The organism is Nocardioides sp. WS12, assembly GCF_014108865.1.
Classification (GTDB): Bacteria; Actinomycetota; Actinomycetes; order Propionibacteriales; family Nocardioidaceae; genus Nocardioides.
Map to the genome: position 1 here is coordinate 3,652,163 of NZ_CP053928.1, position 15,710 is coordinate 3,667,872.

Below are 15,710 nucleotides of genomic sequence, written 5' to 3' on the forward strand. Positions count from 1 at the left end.
GGTCGGGCGCGTCCACCACGACCACCTCGCGCTTGCGCTTGCGTCGTCCAAACATCGCGGTCCTCCTTCCAGCAGGGTACGACTCTTGACGACCCATCCGTTCAACCATACATTCACTCATAACTTGTATGGCTGAGAGGAACTTGGATGCGGAGCAGGACAGCGGTTGTTCTCGGCGGAAGCGTGGCGGGACTGTGTACGGCGGGCGTGCTGGCCGACCACTTCGACGAGGTGATCGTGCTGGAGCGGGACCTGCTCCCCGCGGACGCCGAGCACCGACGCGGCGTACCCCAGAGCAAGCACCCGCACTTCCTGCTGAACTCCGGGCGACGCGCGATCGGCGAGATCTTCCCTGGCTTCGAGGAGTCCCTCATCGCCGCCGGCGGCATGAAGCTGATGCCGTCGATGGACGCCGCCTACTGCGAGGACGACGGCTGGGCGCCGCGGAAGTCCGGCTCGATGACGATGGTCTACAGCTCCCGCGTGCTCATCGAGCGGGTGATCCGCGACAAGGTCCGGGCCGTCGGCAACATCAAGGTCCGCGAGGGCATCACCGTCACCGGCCTGCACTCTGTCAACGGCGGAACGGCGCAGGGTCGAGTGAAGGGCGTCGAGTTCCGCACCCCCGACGGCGAGGAGCAGTACGTTGCCGCCGACCTGGTGGTCGACTGTCTCGGCCGCGGCTCGTCGGTCATCGACTGGCTCGCTGCCGCGGGCTGGACCGCCCCCGAGGAGAACACCCTCGACGCGAAGGTCACCTACACCTCGCGCTGGTACGACCTCCCGCCGCGCGACGAACGACCCGCGAACTGGTGGTGGAAGCACCTGGTCATCACCCCGACCCAGGACACCGGCGACCACCCCGAGGAGCACGAGTTCCTCAGCAACTTCTTCCCCATCGAGGGAGAGCGCGCCATCGTCTGCATGGGGTCGTGGGGCATCGAGATGCCGCGCAAGGTCGACACCTTCGAGGCCTCCGTCGACCGGGTCCGCGCGACCGCCTTCGGCGACGCCATGCGCGCCTGTACGCCGACCTCCGAGGTGCACCTGACGCGATCCACCGGCAACAAGTGGCGCCGTTTCGACCTGCTCGACGTACCGCCGATCGGTCTCCTCACCATCGGCGACTCGATCTGCGCCTTCAACCCGTTCTACGCGCAGGGCATGAGCTCGGCAGCGCGCTCGGCGCTGATCCTCAAGGAGATGTTGGCGTCGGATCCCGCGCTGGACCTGACGTTCCACAAGGACTTCCTCACCCGCCAGAAGGCATCGCTCGACGTGCCGTGGATGCTGGCGATGGCTCGTGACCAGGCCTACGACTTCGCGACCGGCACCGAGACCGTCGCACCCTGGCGGCGCAAGCTCGTCGCCCGCTTCAGCTGGCCGATCTTCAACGCGATCAATGCGGCCAGCCGCGAGGACACGTACGTCGAGGAGTCGTTCGCGCAGGTCTTCAACCTGGACAAGTCGCTCGCGCAGATGATGCGCGACCCGCGCTTCTGGTTCGGGATCGTCCGGTACCGGATCCGCGAGAAGCTCGGCCGGACCGTCGTACCCGCGGGCTTCGACCAGTTGCTGGATCCGCCCGGCACCGACTGGTCCGACCCCGCCCGTCCGGTGGAGCACTCCCCCGCAACGACTGGAGCCCTTCGATGAGCTACACCTGCGATTCCGTCGCCGAGAAGGTCGCGGCCGGTCTGGGCTTCGACTGCCACGACCGCAACCCGTTCGCCAGCCTGCGCAACCCGTTCGGGCTCGAGAACGCCACCATGCCGTTCCTCGAACTCCTCATCATCGGTGGCGCGATCTGGGCCCTCCTTCATTCGTGGCGGCGGTGGCGCCACGACGGTGACCCGATCGGCATCTCGCTGTGGTTCGCATCGCTCGTCTACCTGGCCGTGGTCGAGCCGCCGCTCTACTTCCCCGGCTGGTTCGGCCTGGAGGAGCACGTCGGCTTCATCTTCAGCCACAACGTGTTCACGGTGCAGTTCATGTACGACCGGTTGCCGCTCTACATCGTGGCCTTCTACCCGGCGATCACCACGCTGGCCTGGGAACTGGTGCGCGCACTCCGCGTCCTCGAGCGCCGCGGAGCTCTCGCTGCGGCGTTCGCCGTCGCGTTCGTGTGTCAGGTGTTCTACGAGATCTTCGACCAGCTCGGCCCGCAATTGAAGTGGTGGGCGTGGAACACCGACAACCGGATGATCAACCAACCAGCACTGGACTCCGTGCCGATGAACAGCATGCTGCTCTTCGCCTCGGTCTCGTTCGCCGCAATGGCGTGGATCGTGATCCGCTTCGTCGGCCCGCGAGAAGGTCGTACGCCGCTTGGCGGCGGACAGGTTGCCTGGCGCACCGTCGTCGCCGGCATCCTCACCCCCTTCGCGATGATGGTCGTCAGCGCACCCACCGGCTCGCTCCGCGGAGACGACCAGATCGACATCCAGCGCGCGATCCTCTGGGTCGAACTCGGCATCGTCTGGGCGATCGGTCTGTGGCTGCTGCTGGATGCGTGGCGCGCGATCAGTGCCGGGCAGGTCACTCCGGTGTCCTCTCCCACGTTCGCCCGGGTCTATCCGGCGATCTACCTGGGCGTGCATGTCGTGCTGTGGGTGAGCGCCCTGCCGGCGTACTTCGCAGCTACCAACGGCATCACCGAGGACGGCACACCGATCGGCAGCCTCTGGTACGTCATCGCGTGCACCGTCGCGTCGCTCGGCATCATCGGCGCGGCACTGCGGGCCACCGCGAAGCAGCCGGCACTGGAGCCCGTGAAAGCCTGAACCCATGGCACAACACGGCTGGGGAGGTCGACCGCCCGCGACCGAACTCGAGGCGCGGCAGCGGATCGTGGACGCGACCGCTGCGTGCATCGACCGCGTCGGCATCCAGAAGACGACGCTGTCGGACGTCGCCGCCGACCTCGGCGTGATCCGACAGACCGTCTACCGGTACTTCCCGAAGCTCAGCGACATCGTCGCGGAGGTCGCTGCCCAGGGCGCGGAGACCTTCGTCGACCAGATGGTCGAGCACCTTCAGGGCGCCGCGAGCCCCGCCGAAGCCGTCGTCGAGGGGATCCTCTACTCGGTGCGCACCATCCCGACCGAGCCGCGCCTCAGCCTGCTGCTGCAGATCAACGACGAAGGCGCGTTCGGCCGCGGTGCGACATCAGCCCTGGCCGTGCAGTACGGCGCCGAGATGCTGCACCGGTTTCCGGTGGACTGGGGCGAGGCAGGCCTGGGCGAGGACGACTTGGAAGGGCTTGCCGAGTTGATCATGCGGCTGCTGACCTCGTTGCTGGAGAACCCGAGCGATCCCGCCCGCAGCGACGACGAACTGCGGGACTGGTTGCGGAAATGGATCGCGCCGGCGTTGACGGCCGCTCACTAGGGTGTGCGCATGCCGACGTACACGGAGCAGGGCAAGCCGTTCGACCGGGACATGAACTACATCCCGGACCGGATCACGCGCGAGCCCGAGAAGTCGCAGGACCCGTACGGCGGCGGCGCGATCGAGGCGCCGACCTGGCCGGCCGAGCCGGGTCGGTACCGGCTGGTTGCGGCCGCGGCGTGTCCGTGGGCGAACCGGGCGATCATCGTGCGCAAGCTGCTCGGGCTCGAGGACGTGATCTCGCTCGGGCTGACCGGGCCGACGCACGACGCGCGCAGCTGGACCTTCGACCTCGACCCCGGTGGCGTGGACCCGGTGCTCGGGTACGAGCGGCTGCAGGACGCCTACTTCGCCAGGTACGCCGACTACCCGCGCGGGATCACCGTGCCCGCGGTCGTCGACGTCGCAACGAAGGCCGTCGTCACCAACGACTTCCCGTGGATCACCCACGACCTCTACTTCGAGTGGCGCGAGCACCACCGCCCCGACGCGCCGGACCTGTGGCCGGACGACGTACGCGAGGAGATGGAGGCCGTGATGAAGCGGGTCTTCACCGAGGTCAACAACGGCGTCTACCGGTGCGGGTTCGCCGGATCGCAGGAGGCGTACGAGGCGGCGTACGACCGGCTCTTCGAGACGCTCGATTGGCTCGAGGAACGACTCACCGACCGGCGGTACCTCATGGGCGACGCGATCACCGAGGCCGACGTACGCCTGTTCACGACGCTGGTGCGGTTCGACCCCGTCTACCACGGCCACTTCAAGTGCAACCGCAACAAGCTGACCGAGATGCCGGCGTTGTGGGGGTACGCGCGCGACCTGTTCCAGACGCCCGGCTTCGGCGAGACGATCGACTTCGATCAGATCAAGCGGCACTACTACGTCGTCCACGAGGACATCAATCCGACGGGCGTCGTGCCCAAGGGGCCGGACCTGGCGGGGTGGCAGACGCCCCACGGGCGCGAACGCGTCTGACGCGCTCGCGCACCGCGGGGTTTCGAGGCTCGTCGCTGACGCTCCTCGCACCTCAACCACCGGAGCTCAGGCAGCGACCGGGACCTCGTCCTCGCGCCACGCCTTGCCGGCGCGCGGCGCGTTGTAGGCGTCCTCGTCGAGGATGCCTTCCCGCTTCGCGACCAGGGTCGGCACCAGCGCCTGCCCGGCCACGTTGACCGCCGTACGGCCCATGTCGAGGATCGGGTCGATCGCGAGCAGCAGGCCGACACCGGCGAGCGGCAGGCCCAGCGTGGAGAGCGTCAGGGTCAGCATCACCGTGGCACCGGTGACTCCGGCGGTCGCGGCCGAACCGATCACCGACACGAACGCGATCAGCAGGTAGTCGGTCAGGCCCAGGTCGATCCCGAAGAACTGGGCGACGAAGATCGCCGAGATCGCCGGATAGATCGAGGCGCAACCGTCCATCTTGGTGGTCGCACCGAGCGGTACGGCGAACGACGCGTAGGCACGCGGGACACCCAGGTTCCGCTCCGTGACGGACTGCGTGACCGGCATCGTCCCGACCGAGGAACGCGACACGAACGCCAAAGAGATCGCCGGCCACGCACCGGAGAAGAACTGCTTGATCGAGAGCCCATTGGTCCGCAGCAGTACCGGATAGACCACGAACACGACGAGCGCGAGGCCGACGTAGATCGCGGCCGAGAAGGTCGCCAGCGAGCCGAGGGCGTCCCAGCCGTACGACGCCACGGCGTTCCCGAGCAGCCCGACCGTGGCGATCGGCGCGAGCAGGATGATCCACCAGAGCACCTTCTGCACGATTACGAGCGCAGACCGGACGAAGACAAGGAACGGCTCTGCTGCCTCGCCGACCTTGAGCGTGGCAATGCCGATGGCGATGGCCACGACGAGGATCTGCAGCACGTTGAACGACAGCCCGACCGAGCCGTCGCCGCCGGCGGTGGCCTGCAGTCCGAGCACGTTCTCCGGCACCAGTCCGGTCAGGAAGTCGAGCCACGATCCGGTACGACTCGGGTCGGCGGCCGCGTCGGCCGAGACGCTCGTGTGGTTGCCCGGTTGCAGCACCAACCCCAGCACGATGCCGATGCTGACGGCGATCAACGCCGTGAAGGCGAACCAGACCAGCGTCTTCCAGGCCAGACGCGCAGCGCCGGTGACCTCACGGAGGTTGGCGATGGAGGCCACGATCGCCAGGAAGACCAACGGCGGTACGACGGTCCGCAACAGCGTCACGAATGTGTCGCCGACCGTGGTCAGTGTCTCGGTCAGCCAGTTGGGGTCGACCTCGCCGGTCGCGGCGTCGGTGCCGTCGGCTCCGATGGATCGGGCGACGAGGCCGAGGATCACGCCGAGCGCGAGCCCGATCAGGACCTGGACGCCGAACGACGGGAGCCGGTCGCGCCAGGTGGCGGGCTCAGTACGGGTGGAGCTCATGGGGAGAAGCCTTTCGATGCGGCCGCACGGCGCACCGGTGGCGCTGCGGACCGACTGGGGATCGGTGGGGATCGCGGAGGATCGCTGGGGACGAGAGGGGTTGCCTGCCGGAATCGGCAGGTCGGGACGCGCCAGCAGGGCGCGGGTCCTCAACGACAGCGGGTGCTCTTCGTCCGCTGGAGGTCCACCACGAGGCGTCGCGTCAGCAACTCACCCTCGGTCCTCGGCTCTCTGCACACACTGGGGCGAACCGGCGTCGTACCGGAGATATTCCGTGGTCGTCCTAAGATCGCGGCATGGCAGACCAGCCCCCGAACTGGCAGGCCTATCAGCCGCGCCACGACGACACCCGCGGTGTCGGCCCCACGCCGACACCCACGTCGCCGTACTCGAACGCCGGCACCTTCACGACGTACAACGCACCCGCCGAGCGCCGTCGGGTACGACGCCGGATCGGCCTGTTGCTGGCCGGAGCCGCGGTCGTGGTCGGTGGCGCAGGGGCCGGCGTCTGGGCGGTCGTTGAAGCGGTGAACGACAGCGACCGACCGACGACGACCACCACGACCACCCGCACGGTCACCGAGTCCGAGGCGGAGGTCCAGGTCAGTGGCTCCGGCACCGTCGAACTGTTCACAACGGCAGGCGTGGCCGACCTGGCCGCGGCACTGCGCGAGGAGACCGGCTCGACGAGGGTGTTCGAGGTGGCGATGTTCCGCAACATCGCCGTCGTGACCGTCCCCGACAAGGACGCCCCCGACGGCGCGCGTGTCTACCAGTGGGACGGGACCCTGACGTCGTTGACGGAGTCGATGTCGGTCCGCAAGCCGTTCGATTTCACCGAGGTGAAGGGCAACGTCCTCGCCCGGCTGTGTGGCGGCGTCCTGGAGACCTGCACCGTTGTGATCGGCAGGCCGTTCGCCGGCGACCGAGCGTGGCTCACCGTCGTCGGCAGCGGTGGGGGCAAGCGGACCGACCTCAGCGGCAACCCGGTCTGAGGTTTCGAGGCTCGCTTCGCTCGCACCTCAACCACCGGAAAGGTCGCTTCGCTCGCACCTCAACCACCGAGGTTGAAGGCCCGTTCGAACGAACGGAGTCGCAGGCTGTGCAGCCCCAGGATGCCGATCAGGACAACGAGGTAGACCGCGAAGGCACCGAGGAGCGCCACGTTGTCATCCGTGCGGATCGCCGTCACCACCACCGCCACCAGCAGGACCGCGGCTTCTGCGGCCGTCCACAGCATCGCGCCGATCGACATCTGGCCGCGGAACAGGGCCAGTGCAGCGAGGACGACGAAGAGGAAATGCACGACGGGCGGGCCGAAGTCCGCATCCGTGGTCAGGACCAGCACGCCGAACAGGACCTCGAAGGCGATACCGACAATCAGCGCAACCTGAGCCAACTTCAGAGACCGAGCGATGGGCGTGATCGGGACGTACCGGGAGTCATCCGGATCGGCTGACTCCTCATCCGGATCGACCGGCTCCTCGTCTGACGCGTCACCCGGGAACGCCCACTGCAACTGGTAAAACTCCAGATTCATCCATGCTTCGTCGAGCCCCACGCCACTCACCCCACGGAACACGGCGAGCATCCCGTCCTCCGCGAACTGCTCAGCATCGAACAAGGCCTCCTCGGCCCACGGCTCCCCCGACGACTCCACCGTCTCGCCCTCGTGCACCAGCCGCTCCCGCACGCGGTCACCCTCACGCAGGTGCAGCAGGTAGAAGTCCGACGTACTCCCGAGCACGACGCCTGCCATCCGCGCGCCGAGCTCCGCAGCGACCGCCTCCACCGACTCGACCAGGCGCGGGTCCGCACACGCGAACAGCAACTGCCCATCGTGTACGGCGACGTGCGGCTGCTCCTCCGACAACGCCTCGTCGCCCGTGGTGGTGCGGCCAGTGGTCGTGACACCGAGCCGGGTCAAGTCATCGAGACCGCCGGCCAGCGCGGCGATCGCGCAGTCGTGTCCCATCAGAGCCAGTCGCCCTCGACCTCGTTGAACAACTGGTCCCCGCCCGCCAACAGGTCGAGCATCGGCCCGACCTTCGGGAGCTCGTGGGTGAGGAAGTACCGGCCAGCGGCACGCTTGCCGTCGTAGAACTCCCCCGTCTTGCCCTGCGCGGCCAACAGTTGCTCGAGCCAGATCCAGGCGACCACCACGTGGCCCGCAGCCTCCAGCCCCGTCGTCGCGTTGGCCAGGGCAACCCGGGGGTCACCGGTCTCCCACGCCGAACCGACCGCCTGCACCAGCGACTCCACCGCCCCGGACAGCCGGAACGCGTACTCCTTCAACGTCGCATCGCGCGCGTCACCTGCGCGTCCGATCGTGTCGTCGATGGCCTCGCGCAGCACGAGCAGGCCGCGGCCGCCGTCCAGCACGAACTTGCGGCCGATCAGGTCCTGGGCCTGGATGCCGTGCGTGCCCTCGTGGATCGGGTTGAGCCGGTTGTCGCGATAGAGCTGCTCGACGCCGTACTCACGCGTGTAGCCGTACCCGCCGTGCACCTGGATCGCCAGATCGTTCGCCGCCAGGCACCACTGCGACGGCCAGCTCTTCACGATCGGAGTGAGTACGTCGAGCAGTGCGCCCGCACGCAACCGGGCCTCCTCGTCCGGGTGGGTGCGCTGGTCGTCCAGCAGCAACGCAGCCTTCAACGTGAGGGCGAGGCCGCCTTCGACGTACGACTTCGAGGCGAGCAGCATGCGTCGTACATCGGCGTGCTCGATGATCGCGACCGGTGTCGCGGCCGGGTCCTTGCCACCCAGCGGCCGGCCCTGGACGCGCCCACGGGCGTAGTCGAGCGCACGGCGGTAGCCGGTGTAGCCGAGCGCCACGGCGCCCGCGCCGACACCGATCCGCGCCTCGTTCATCATGTGGAACATCACGGCCAGGCCGCGGCCCTCCTCGCCGATCAGCTCGCCGACCGCGCCTGGAGAGCCCGCCGGAAGGTGCGTGCCTTCGCCGAAGTTGAGGACCGTGTTGACAGTGCCGCGGTAGCCCATCTTGTGGTTGATGCCTGCCAGCGTGACGTCATTCCGCTCGCCGCGACGACCGTCCTCGCCGACCACGAACTTCGGGGTCGCGAAGAGCGAGAGCCCCTTCACCCCGGGAGCGGAACCCTCGATCCGAGCCAGCACGAGGTGGACGATGTTGTCGCCCATCTCGTGGTCGCCGCCGGAGATCCACATCTTGTTGCCGAAGATCCGGAAGGTGCCGTCGGGCTGGCGCACGGCGCGCGTCGCGACGTCACCCAGCGACGAGCCGGCCTGCGGCTCGGACAAGCACATCGTCCCGAACCAGCGACCGTCCAGCATCGGCGGCACGAACCGCTGCACCTGATCGGGCGAGGCGTGGGCTACCAGCAGGTTGGCGTTGGCCATCGTCAACATCGCGTAGCCGGCAGTCGCCGTGTTGGCGGCCGCGAACCAGGCAAAGCACGCCTGCTGGATGACGTACGGGACCTGCACGCCACCCACCTCGGCGTCCATCGCCGCAGAGATCAACCCGGCGTCGGCGTACGCCCGCAGCGCGGTCGCGACCTCCGGGATGATCGTCACCGTCTCGCCGTCGAACTGCGGCTCCTGCTCGTCGCTCGTCGCATTGTGGGGCGCGAAGTACTCACCAGCCAGCGACGACGCCAGGTCCACCACGGCGTCGAACGTGTCGCGACTGTGCTCGGCGAAGCGCTCACGCGTCACGAGGTCAGTGACCTCGAGCCACTCGTGGAGCAGGAAGTCGAGATCACGGCGCGAGAGCAACAGGTCCGGGTGCACGACCCCAGCCTGCCTGAATCGGAGTTGGGTGGGTGAAAGTGACCCCTGGGTCACTCTCACCCACCCAACTCCGGACGACCACGCCCCAGTAAATCGTTAGGCCATCGAGGCCCCTGTGTACGACGGTTGGACACCTGATCGTGGTCCAGCAGGCCGGGAATCGACTCCCCGTCGTCACCCAATTGATGAACGCTCGATACGAAAGAGGCGTAGAAACGAACCAGAGAGGAGGTGCCAGCGGTGTCAGCGACAACAGTGACCCTGCTGAACGCCTCCTACGAGCCCCTCGGCAAGGTGTCGTTCAACCACGCCGTCCGGATGCTCTTCCGCGAGGTCGCGACCGTCGAAGAGGGCCACGACGACAAGACCATCGGCCCGCACCCGTGGCCTCGCGTCATCCGTCTGGTGCGGTACGTCGCCACGAAGTGGATGTACCGACCGGCTCCCTGGACCCGTCGCGGCGTCCTCGTGCGCGACGGCCACCGCTGCGCCTACTGCTCCGGCCGCGCGACCACCGTTGACCACGTGTTGCCGGCATCGCGCGGCGGCAGGTGGGCGTGGACGAACTGCGTCGCGGCCTGCGGTCCGTGCAACGGCAAGAAGGGCAACCGGACGCCGCGCGAGGCCGGGATGCGACTCCTGTGGGAGCCGTACGTCCCGACCCGGGCGCAGCTCGCGACCCTCAGCTGAGCAACGCGTCGACGTTCGGCAGGTCGTGGAACGTCGAGACCGTTCCTGCGTCGGCAAGCTCCCGGGCGGCGTGGAGGAAACCACTCCACGCCGTCTTGGCGAGCGTGCCGCCGACGCTGATCCGGCGGATGCCCAGGTCCGCCGCCTCGGCAACGGTCAGGAACGGCGCGTTGATCAGCAGGTTCACCGGCTTCGGAGCCACCGCCGCGACGACGGCCTTGATGTCCTCGACCAGCTCGATCCGAGGCGCGTAGAGGCAGTCGGCTCCGGCGTCGGCGTACGCGATCAATCGACGGATGGTCTCGTCGATGTCAGGGCGTCCGGCCACGAAACCCTCGGACCGAGCAGTGAGGACGACGCCGGTCCCCGACTGGTCGATCGCCTGGCGTGCGGCGCGAATCCGCTCGACGGAGAGGTCGAAGGCGAACAGGGGTTCGGCGTCGTCCTGCGAGGAGTCCTCGATCGAGAGGCCGGCGATCCCGGTCGCTGCCGCCAGCTTCACGTTCGCTGCGACGCCCTCGGGCTCGACCGCGAAACCGCCCTGGAAGTCCGCGTTCACGGGGATCTTGACCGCACCGGCAATCGCGCGAAGGTGGTCGAGCGCCTGCTCGAGCGAGAGTTCGTTGTCCGCGAGACCGAGCGTCCAGGCCGCGCCCGCACTGGTGGTGGCCAGCGCCGGAAAACCCAGCTGCTCGAGGACCCGGGCGCTGCCGATGTCCCAGGGATTCGGCATCACGAAACAGCCCGAGAGGTGCAGCTCGTGGAACGCGGCGGTGCGTTCGTCGTACGTGGTCATCGGACTCCCCAGGCATAGGTCTGTTTGCGCAGCTTCAGGTAGACGTGGGTCTCCGTCGACACCACGCCCTTGATGGTGCGGATGCGCCCGGACACGATCTCCAGCAGGTGGTCGTCGCTCTCGCAGACGACCTCGACCAGCAGGTCGTAGGACCCGGCGGTGATCACGACGTAGTCGATCTCGTCGATCGCCGCGAGCGCGTCGGCGATCGGTTCGAGCTGGCCGGTCGCCTTGATGCCGATCATCGCCTGGCGGGCGAAACCCATCTCGGTGGGATCCGTGACCGCCACGACCTGGACGACGCCACCGTCGACGAGGCGCTGCACACGTTGGCGCACCGCGGCCTCCGAGAGCCCGACGGCCTTGCCGATGGAGGCATAGGAACGGCGGCCGTCCTCCTGGAGCTCGGCGATGATCGCCTTCGAGACGTCGTCCAGCACGACCGGGCGGGATTTGTTCACGGGCACGATCCTCACAGGGTTCAGGCACCCCACGCAACACGCATGTACGGATTCCGTTGCGATCATGTCAACTGACCACGGAATCACTTGTCACGGGTGGCCGGTCGTGTCACGATGCGCACATCTTGATTCGGAGGTGGCATCCGTTGGTCTCTCCCCAACTGAGTCGCAGGACCATGCTGCGCGGCGGCTCCGGGCTGCTCCTCGGCGCGGGCGGCCTGGCAGCACTCCCCCTGTTCGGAACCCCAGACCGCAAGCAGGACCCCTCGCAGTGCACGACGCGCGACCTGTCGGAGTCCGACAAGCGCCTGGTCGTGTCGAACTGGCCGGGCTACCTCGACGAGGACGACGGTGAGTACACCTCGACGCTCACCGACTTCCAGAAGGCGATGGGCATCGAGGTCAGCTACACCGCCGACGTCAACGACAACCTCGAGTTCTTCGCCAAGGTCGTCAACCAGCTCGGCTCCTGCCAGTCCTCCAAGCGTGACCTGTTCATGCTCACCGACTGGATGGCCGCCCGGATGATCCAGGTCGGGTGGATCCAGCCCCTCGACAAGGCGAAGGTCCCGAACCTGCACGCCAACCTGATCGACTCCCTCGCCGGAGTCGGCTGGGACCCCGACCGCACCTACTCCGCGCCCTGGCAGAGCGGGCTCACCGGCATCGCTTACAACAAGTCGAAGGTCAAGGAGGTCCGCTCCTTCTCCGAGCTGCTCAGCCGCCCGGACCTCAAGGGCCGCGTCTCCCTGCTGACCGAGATGCGCGACACCATGGGCCTGATCATGCTCAGCGAGGGCGCCGACCCCGCGAAGTTCACCGACGGCGACTGGGACACGGCCCTCGAGCGGCTGCGCAAGGCGCGCGGGGACGGGCAGATCCGGGCCTTCACCGGCAACGAGTACATCCAGGACCTCGCCGCCGGCAATGTCGTGGCCTGCGAGGCGTGGTCCGGCGACGTCGCCGCGGCCGAGGACGAGAACCTCGTGTTCGTCACGCCCGAAGAAGGCCAGATGATCTGGGCCGACAACATGCTGGTGCCGAACCTCGCCGCCCACAAGGGCAACGCCGAGAAGTGGATCAACTACTACTACGAGCCCGAAGTGGCGGCGAAGCTCGCGGCGTACGTCTGGTACATCTGCCCGGTCAAGGGCGCCCAGGAAGCCATGGAGAAGGTCGACCCGAGCCTCGTCGACAACCCGCTGATCTTCCCGACCGCCGAGTCGCTGGCCACCACCCACTCGTTCATGGCCCTCGAGGAGTTCCAGATCCGCGCCTACGAAGGAGATTTCGCTGATGTCATTGGCGGCTGACAGCTCGCGGAGCCTCCGGCTCACCGCGCTCACCAAGGAGTTCAGCACCTTCACCGCGGTGAAGGCTCTCGACCTGGAGATCCCCGCAGGGAAGTTCTTCGCCCTGCTCGGCCCGTCGGGATGCGGGAAGACCACCACCCTGCGCATGGTGGCCGGCCTCGACGTACCGACCTCGGGCACCATCCACCTCGGCGACGACGAGATCACCTACGAGAAGCCGTACCGGCGCCCGGTCAACACCGTCTTCCAGAACTACGCCCTGTTCCCGCACCTCGACATCCACGAGAACGTCGCCTTCGGCCTGCGCCGGCGCAAGGCCAAGGACGTCGACGAACAGGTCAAGGCCATGCTGGAACTCGTCGAACTCGAGGGCCAGGCCCGCAAGAAGCCGCCAATGCTTTCGGGCGGCCAACAGCAGCGGGTGGCCCTGGCCCGGGCGTTGATCAACCGACCCGAGGTACTGCTCCTCGACGAACCCCTCGGTGCCCTGGACCTCAAACTGCGACGAGGGATGCAGATCGAGATCAAGCGGATCCAGACCGAGGTCGGCCTCACCTTCGTGCACGTCACGCACGACCAGGAAGAAGCAATGACCATGGCCGACACGATCGCGGTCATGAACAGCGGCGAGATCGAGCAGATGGGCTCGCCGGCCGAGCTCTACGAGAACCCGCGCACCACCTTCGTCGCCAACTTCCTCGGCCAGTCCAACCTGATCGCCGGCACCGTGAGCAACGCCGGCAGCGACGTGGTGAAGGTCGACATGCAGGGCACCCAGGTCTCGATCCCCGCGGGGCGGGCCCACGTGCAGAGCGGTGCGGGCTGGGTCGGCATCCGGCCGGAGAAGGTCCTCATCGCCCCCGAGGGCGAACCAATCGACGCACCCGGCAACCACATGCAGGGCGGGGTGGTCACCGACGTCAGCTTCGTGGGGGTCAGCACCCAGTACCTCGTCCGGATGCCATGGGGCCAGGAGTTGATGTCCTTCGAGCAGAACACCGGCGCCCGCGGCATCATCGCGCGGGGCACGAAGGTCGACGTGTCGTGGCGCCCGGAGTTCTCCTTCCTGCTGCCCGCGAGCCAGGACGTCAACGCCGGCGCGGTGGAGGAGTCCTGATGCGAAGGGGGCGGTTCACCGGCTACTGGCTGATGCTGCCGGCCGTCGTCTGGCTCGGGCTCTTCTTCGTCATCCCGTTCCTCTCGCTCCTCGCGACCAGCCTCTACGACCCCGAGGGCTCCGTCCTGACCGGGTACGACGTCACGTACCGCTTCGCGAACTTCACCGACGCGCTCGGGGAGTTCTGGCAGCCCCTGTGGCGCTCGCTCTGGTACGCCGGCGTCGCGACCGTGATCTGCCTGGTGCTCGGCTACGTCCTCGCGTATGCGATCGCCTTCAAGGCCGGCCGGTGGCGCACCTTGTTGCTGGTCCTGGTGATCGCACCGTTCTTCACCAGCTTCCTGGTCCGCACCCTGTCGTGGAAGCTGATCCTGGCCGACGACGGGTTCGTGGTGGACGCACTGCAGACGGTGCACCTGATGGGTGAGGACGGCCGGTTGCTGGCCACGCCCGTCGCCGTGATCGCCGGGCTGGTCTACAACTTCCTGCCCTTCATGGTGCTCCCCCTCTATGCCAGCCTGGAGAAGATCGACGGCCGGCTGATCGAGGCGGCCGGCGACCTCTACGCCTCCCCGACCCGCGGCTTCCTCAAGGTGACCCTGCCGCTGTCGATGCCGGGCGTGGTCGCCGGGACCCTGCTCACCTTCATCCCCGCAGCCGGCGACTACATCAACGCGAGGCTGCTCGGCAGCCCGAACCAGCGGATGGTCGGCAACGTCATCCAGGACCTGTTCACCAGCACCGGCGACTACGCGGCAGCCGGTGCACTCTCGGTGATCCTGATGGCCATCATCGTGGTGATGGTCATGGTCTACATCCGCAAGGCCGGGACGGAGGACCTGCTGTGACCGGACTGCAACGAGCCGGACGATGGATCGGCGACCACCTGGTGATGGCGGCCGGGGCGCTCGTCCTCGTCTACATGTTCGTCCCCATCGCCGTCGTGATGCTGATGAGCTTCAACGACAACAGCAAGTCCCGCAACGTCTATGCGTTCCAGAGCTTCACGCTCGACAACTGGGCCAATCCCTGCAAGCCCGATGGCATGTGCGCCGCGGTCGTGCGCAGCGTCGAGATCGGGCTGCTCGCCACCGTCGTCGCCACCATCCTCGGGACGCTCGCGGCCTTCGCGCTCGTCCGGCACAGCTTCGCCGGGCGCTCGGCCATCAACACGATCATCTTCCTGCCGATGGCCTCCCCCGAGATCGTGATGGGGTCCTCGCTGCTCGCCCTGTTCGTCTCAGCGGGCTTCGGCGGTCGACTCGGGTTCTGGACGATCTTCATCGCCCACGTGATGTTCTGCCTGTCCTTCGTCATCGTGACCGTCAAGGCACGCCTGGCCGGGCTGGACGAAAACCTCGAACAAGCGGCGATGGACCTCTACGCCAACGAGGCGACCACCTTCTGGCGGATCACCTTCCCGCTCGTGTTCCCCGGCATCGCGGCAGCGGCGCTGCTGAGCTTCTCGCTGTCCTTCGACGACTTCATCATCACCAACCTCAACGCCGGCCAGACGGTCACGTTCCCGATGTTCGTCTGGGGCGTCTCGCAGCGCGGTATTCCGATGCAGGTCAACGTCGTCGGCACCGCGATGTTCCTGATCTCGATGTTCCTGGTTCTCGGCAACATGCTCGCCACCCGCAAGCCCAAGCCCGTGGCGTAGCCGCCGGAGGTTTCGAGGCTCGCTGCGCTCGCACCTCAACCACCGGGCTGATCAACCACGGGGTGGGGTGGTGCCGGGAGTCGCCCCACGG

General features: G+C 67.6%; 15 protein-coding genes. 10 read left to right on the forward strand and 5 right to left on the reverse strand.

Going from position 1 to position 15,710, the window contains the following annotated elements; genetic code table 11:
• The first annotated feature begins 147 nt into the window (after positions 1–147).
• The 4 genes from HRC28_RS17715 to HRC28_RS17730 are packed head-to-tail and all read left to right on the forward strand — an operon-like array spanning position 148 to position 4,365.
• Positions 148–1,656 (forward strand): hypothetical protein, encoded by a 1,509-nt coding sequence (locus HRC28_RS17715; protein ID WP_182376767.1) that lies wholly within the window; start codon positions 148–150, stop codon positions 1,654–1,656.
• Complete coding sequence (locus HRC28_RS17720) at positions 1,653–2,783, forward strand: hypothetical protein (protein WP_182376768.1); 1,131 nt, start codon at positions 1,653–1,655, stop codon at positions 2,781–2,783. The genes HRC28_RS17715 and HRC28_RS17720 overlap by 4 nt, the downstream gene beginning before the upstream one ends.
• A 4-nt stretch (positions 2,784–2,787) precedes the next feature.
• A complete protein-coding gene (locus tag HRC28_RS17725; protein ID WP_182376769.1) occupies positions 2,788–3,390 on the forward strand; it encodes a TetR/AcrR family transcriptional regulator in 603 nt (200 codons plus the stop codon).
• 9 nt (positions 3,391–3,399) lie between these two features.
• A complete protein-coding gene (locus HRC28_RS17730) occupies positions 3,400–4,365 on the forward strand; it encodes a glutathione S-transferase C-terminal domain-containing protein (RefSeq protein WP_182376770.1) in 966 nt (321 codons plus the stop codon).
• A gap of 66 nt (positions 4,366–4,431) precedes the next feature.
• On the opposite strand, the gene HRC28_RS17735 is transcribed toward HRC28_RS17730, so the two are convergent.
• Complete coding sequence (locus HRC28_RS17735; protein WP_182376771.1) at positions 4,432–5,802, reverse strand: dicarboxylate/amino acid:cation symporter; 1,371 nt, start codon at positions 5,800–5,802, stop codon at positions 4,432–4,434.
• Positions 5,803–6,098: 296 nt separating this feature from the next.
• Here HRC28_RS17735 and HRC28_RS17740 point away from each other — a divergent pair, with 296 nt between their 5' ends.
• A complete protein-coding gene (locus tag HRC28_RS17740; protein ID WP_182376772.1) occupies positions 6,099–6,797 on the forward strand; it encodes a hypothetical protein in 699 nt (232 codons plus the stop codon).
• A 59-nt stretch (positions 6,798–6,856) separates the two neighbouring features.
• On the opposite strand, the gene HRC28_RS17745 is transcribed toward HRC28_RS17740, so the two are convergent.
• Together HRC28_RS17745 and HRC28_RS17750 are read right to left on the reverse strand one after the other, a co-directional pair.
• Positions 6,857–7,777, reverse strand: coding sequence for a hypothetical protein (locus HRC28_RS17745; protein ID WP_182376773.1), 921 nt, complete (start codon positions 7,775–7,777; stop codon positions 6,857–6,859).
• The gene (locus tag HRC28_RS17750) at positions 7,777–9,579 is read right to left on the reverse strand and encodes an acyl-CoA dehydrogenase (RefSeq protein ID WP_182376774.1); all 1,803 of its coding nucleotides are present in this window, start codon (positions 9,577–9,579) and stop codon (positions 7,777–7,779) included. Before HRC28_RS17750 ends, HRC28_RS17745 begins: the two co-directional genes overlap by 1 nt.
• A gap of 240 nt (positions 9,580–9,819) precedes the next feature.
• Here HRC28_RS17750 and HRC28_RS17755 point away from each other — a divergent pair, with 240 nt between their 5' ends.
• A complete protein-coding gene (locus tag HRC28_RS17755) occupies positions 9,820–10,269 on the forward strand; it encodes an HNH endonuclease (protein WP_237111548.1) in 450 nt (149 codons plus the stop codon).
• On the opposite strand, the gene HRC28_RS17760 is transcribed toward HRC28_RS17755, so the two are convergent.
• Both HRC28_RS17760 and HRC28_RS17765 read right to left on the reverse strand, forming a co-directional pair.
• Positions 10,262–11,065, reverse strand: a complete 804-nt coding sequence (locus HRC28_RS17760) for an isocitrate lyase/phosphoenolpyruvate mutase family protein (protein WP_182376775.1) — start codon at positions 11,063–11,065, stop codon at positions 10,262–10,264. The two genes, HRC28_RS17755 and HRC28_RS17760, sit on opposite strands and share 8 nt — an antisense overlap.
• Positions 11,062–11,526, reverse strand: a complete 465-nt coding sequence (locus HRC28_RS17765) for an Lrp/AsnC family transcriptional regulator (RefSeq protein WP_237111549.1) — start codon at positions 11,524–11,526, stop codon at positions 11,062–11,064. The genes HRC28_RS17760 and HRC28_RS17765 overlap by 4 nt, the downstream gene beginning before the upstream one ends.
• 176 nt (positions 11,527–11,702) lie before the next feature.
• Here HRC28_RS17765 and HRC28_RS17770 point away from each other — a divergent pair, with 176 nt between their 5' ends.
• From HRC28_RS17770 to HRC28_RS17785, 4 genes are read left to right on the forward strand one after another with little or no spacing between them, the layout of a single operon-like run.
• Complete coding sequence (locus HRC28_RS17770; protein ID WP_182376777.1) at positions 11,703–12,839, forward strand: spermidine/putrescine ABC transporter substrate-binding protein; 1,137 nt, start codon at positions 11,703–11,705, stop codon at positions 12,837–12,839.
• On the forward strand, positions 12,823–13,956 hold the full coding sequence (locus HRC28_RS17775) for an ABC transporter ATP-binding protein (protein WP_182376778.1): 1,134 nt from the start codon (positions 12,823–12,825) through the stop codon (positions 13,954–13,956). The genes HRC28_RS17770 and HRC28_RS17775 overlap by 17 nt, the downstream gene beginning before the upstream one ends.
• Positions 13,956–14,804, forward strand: a complete 849-nt coding sequence (locus tag HRC28_RS17780) for an ABC transporter permease (protein WP_182376779.1) — start codon at positions 13,956–13,958, stop codon at positions 14,802–14,804. Before HRC28_RS17775 ends, HRC28_RS17780 begins: the two co-directional genes overlap by 1 nt.
• Entirely contained in the window at positions 14,801–15,619 is an 819-nt protein-coding gene (locus tag HRC28_RS17785; protein WP_237111550.1) for an ABC transporter permease, read from the forward strand. Before HRC28_RS17780 ends, HRC28_RS17785 begins: the two co-directional genes overlap by 4 nt.
• The last annotated feature ends 91 nt before the right edge of the window (positions 15,620–15,710 follow it).

Coding starts and splice junctions, on each gene's coding strand:
- HRC28_RS17780 (WP_182376779.1), top strand. CDS start 13,956: ATGCGAAGGGGGCGGTTCACCGGCTACTGGCTGATGCTGCCGGCCGTC.
- HRC28_RS17725 (WP_182376769.1), top strand. CDS start 2,788: ATGGCACAACACGGCTGGGGAGGTCGACCGCCCGCGACCGAACTCGAG.
- HRC28_RS17720 (WP_182376768.1), top strand. CDS start 1,653: ATGAGCTACACCTGCGATTCCGTCGCCGAGAAGGTCGCGGCCGGTCTG.
- HRC28_RS17745 (WP_182376773.1), bottom strand. CDS start 7,777: ATGGGACACGACTGCGCGATCGCCGCGCTGGCCGGCGGTCTCGATGAC.
- HRC28_RS17760 (WP_182376775.1), bottom strand. CDS start 11,065: ATGACCACGTACGACGAACGCACCGCCGCGTTCCACGAGCTGCACCTC.
- HRC28_RS17775 (WP_182376778.1), top strand. CDS start 12,823: ATGTCATTGGCGGCTGACAGCTCGCGGAGCCTCCGGCTCACCGCGCTC.
- HRC28_RS17715 (WP_182376767.1), top strand. CDS start 148: ATGCGGAGCAGGACAGCGGTTGTTCTCGGCGGAAGCGTGGCGGGACTG.
- HRC28_RS17735 (WP_182376771.1), bottom strand. CDS start 5,802: ATGAGCTCCACCCGTACTGAGCCCGCCACCTGGCGCGACCGGCTCCCG.
- HRC28_RS17770 (WP_182376777.1), top strand. CDS start 11,703: ATGCTGCGCGGCGGCTCCGGGCTGCTCCTCGGCGCGGGCGGCCTGGCA.
- HRC28_RS17730 (WP_182376770.1), top strand. CDS start 3,400: ATGCCGACGTACACGGAGCAGGGCAAGCCGTTCGACCGGGACATGAAC.
- HRC28_RS17740 (WP_182376772.1), top strand. CDS start 6,099: ATGGCAGACCAGCCCCCGAACTGGCAGGCCTATCAGCCGCGCCACGAC.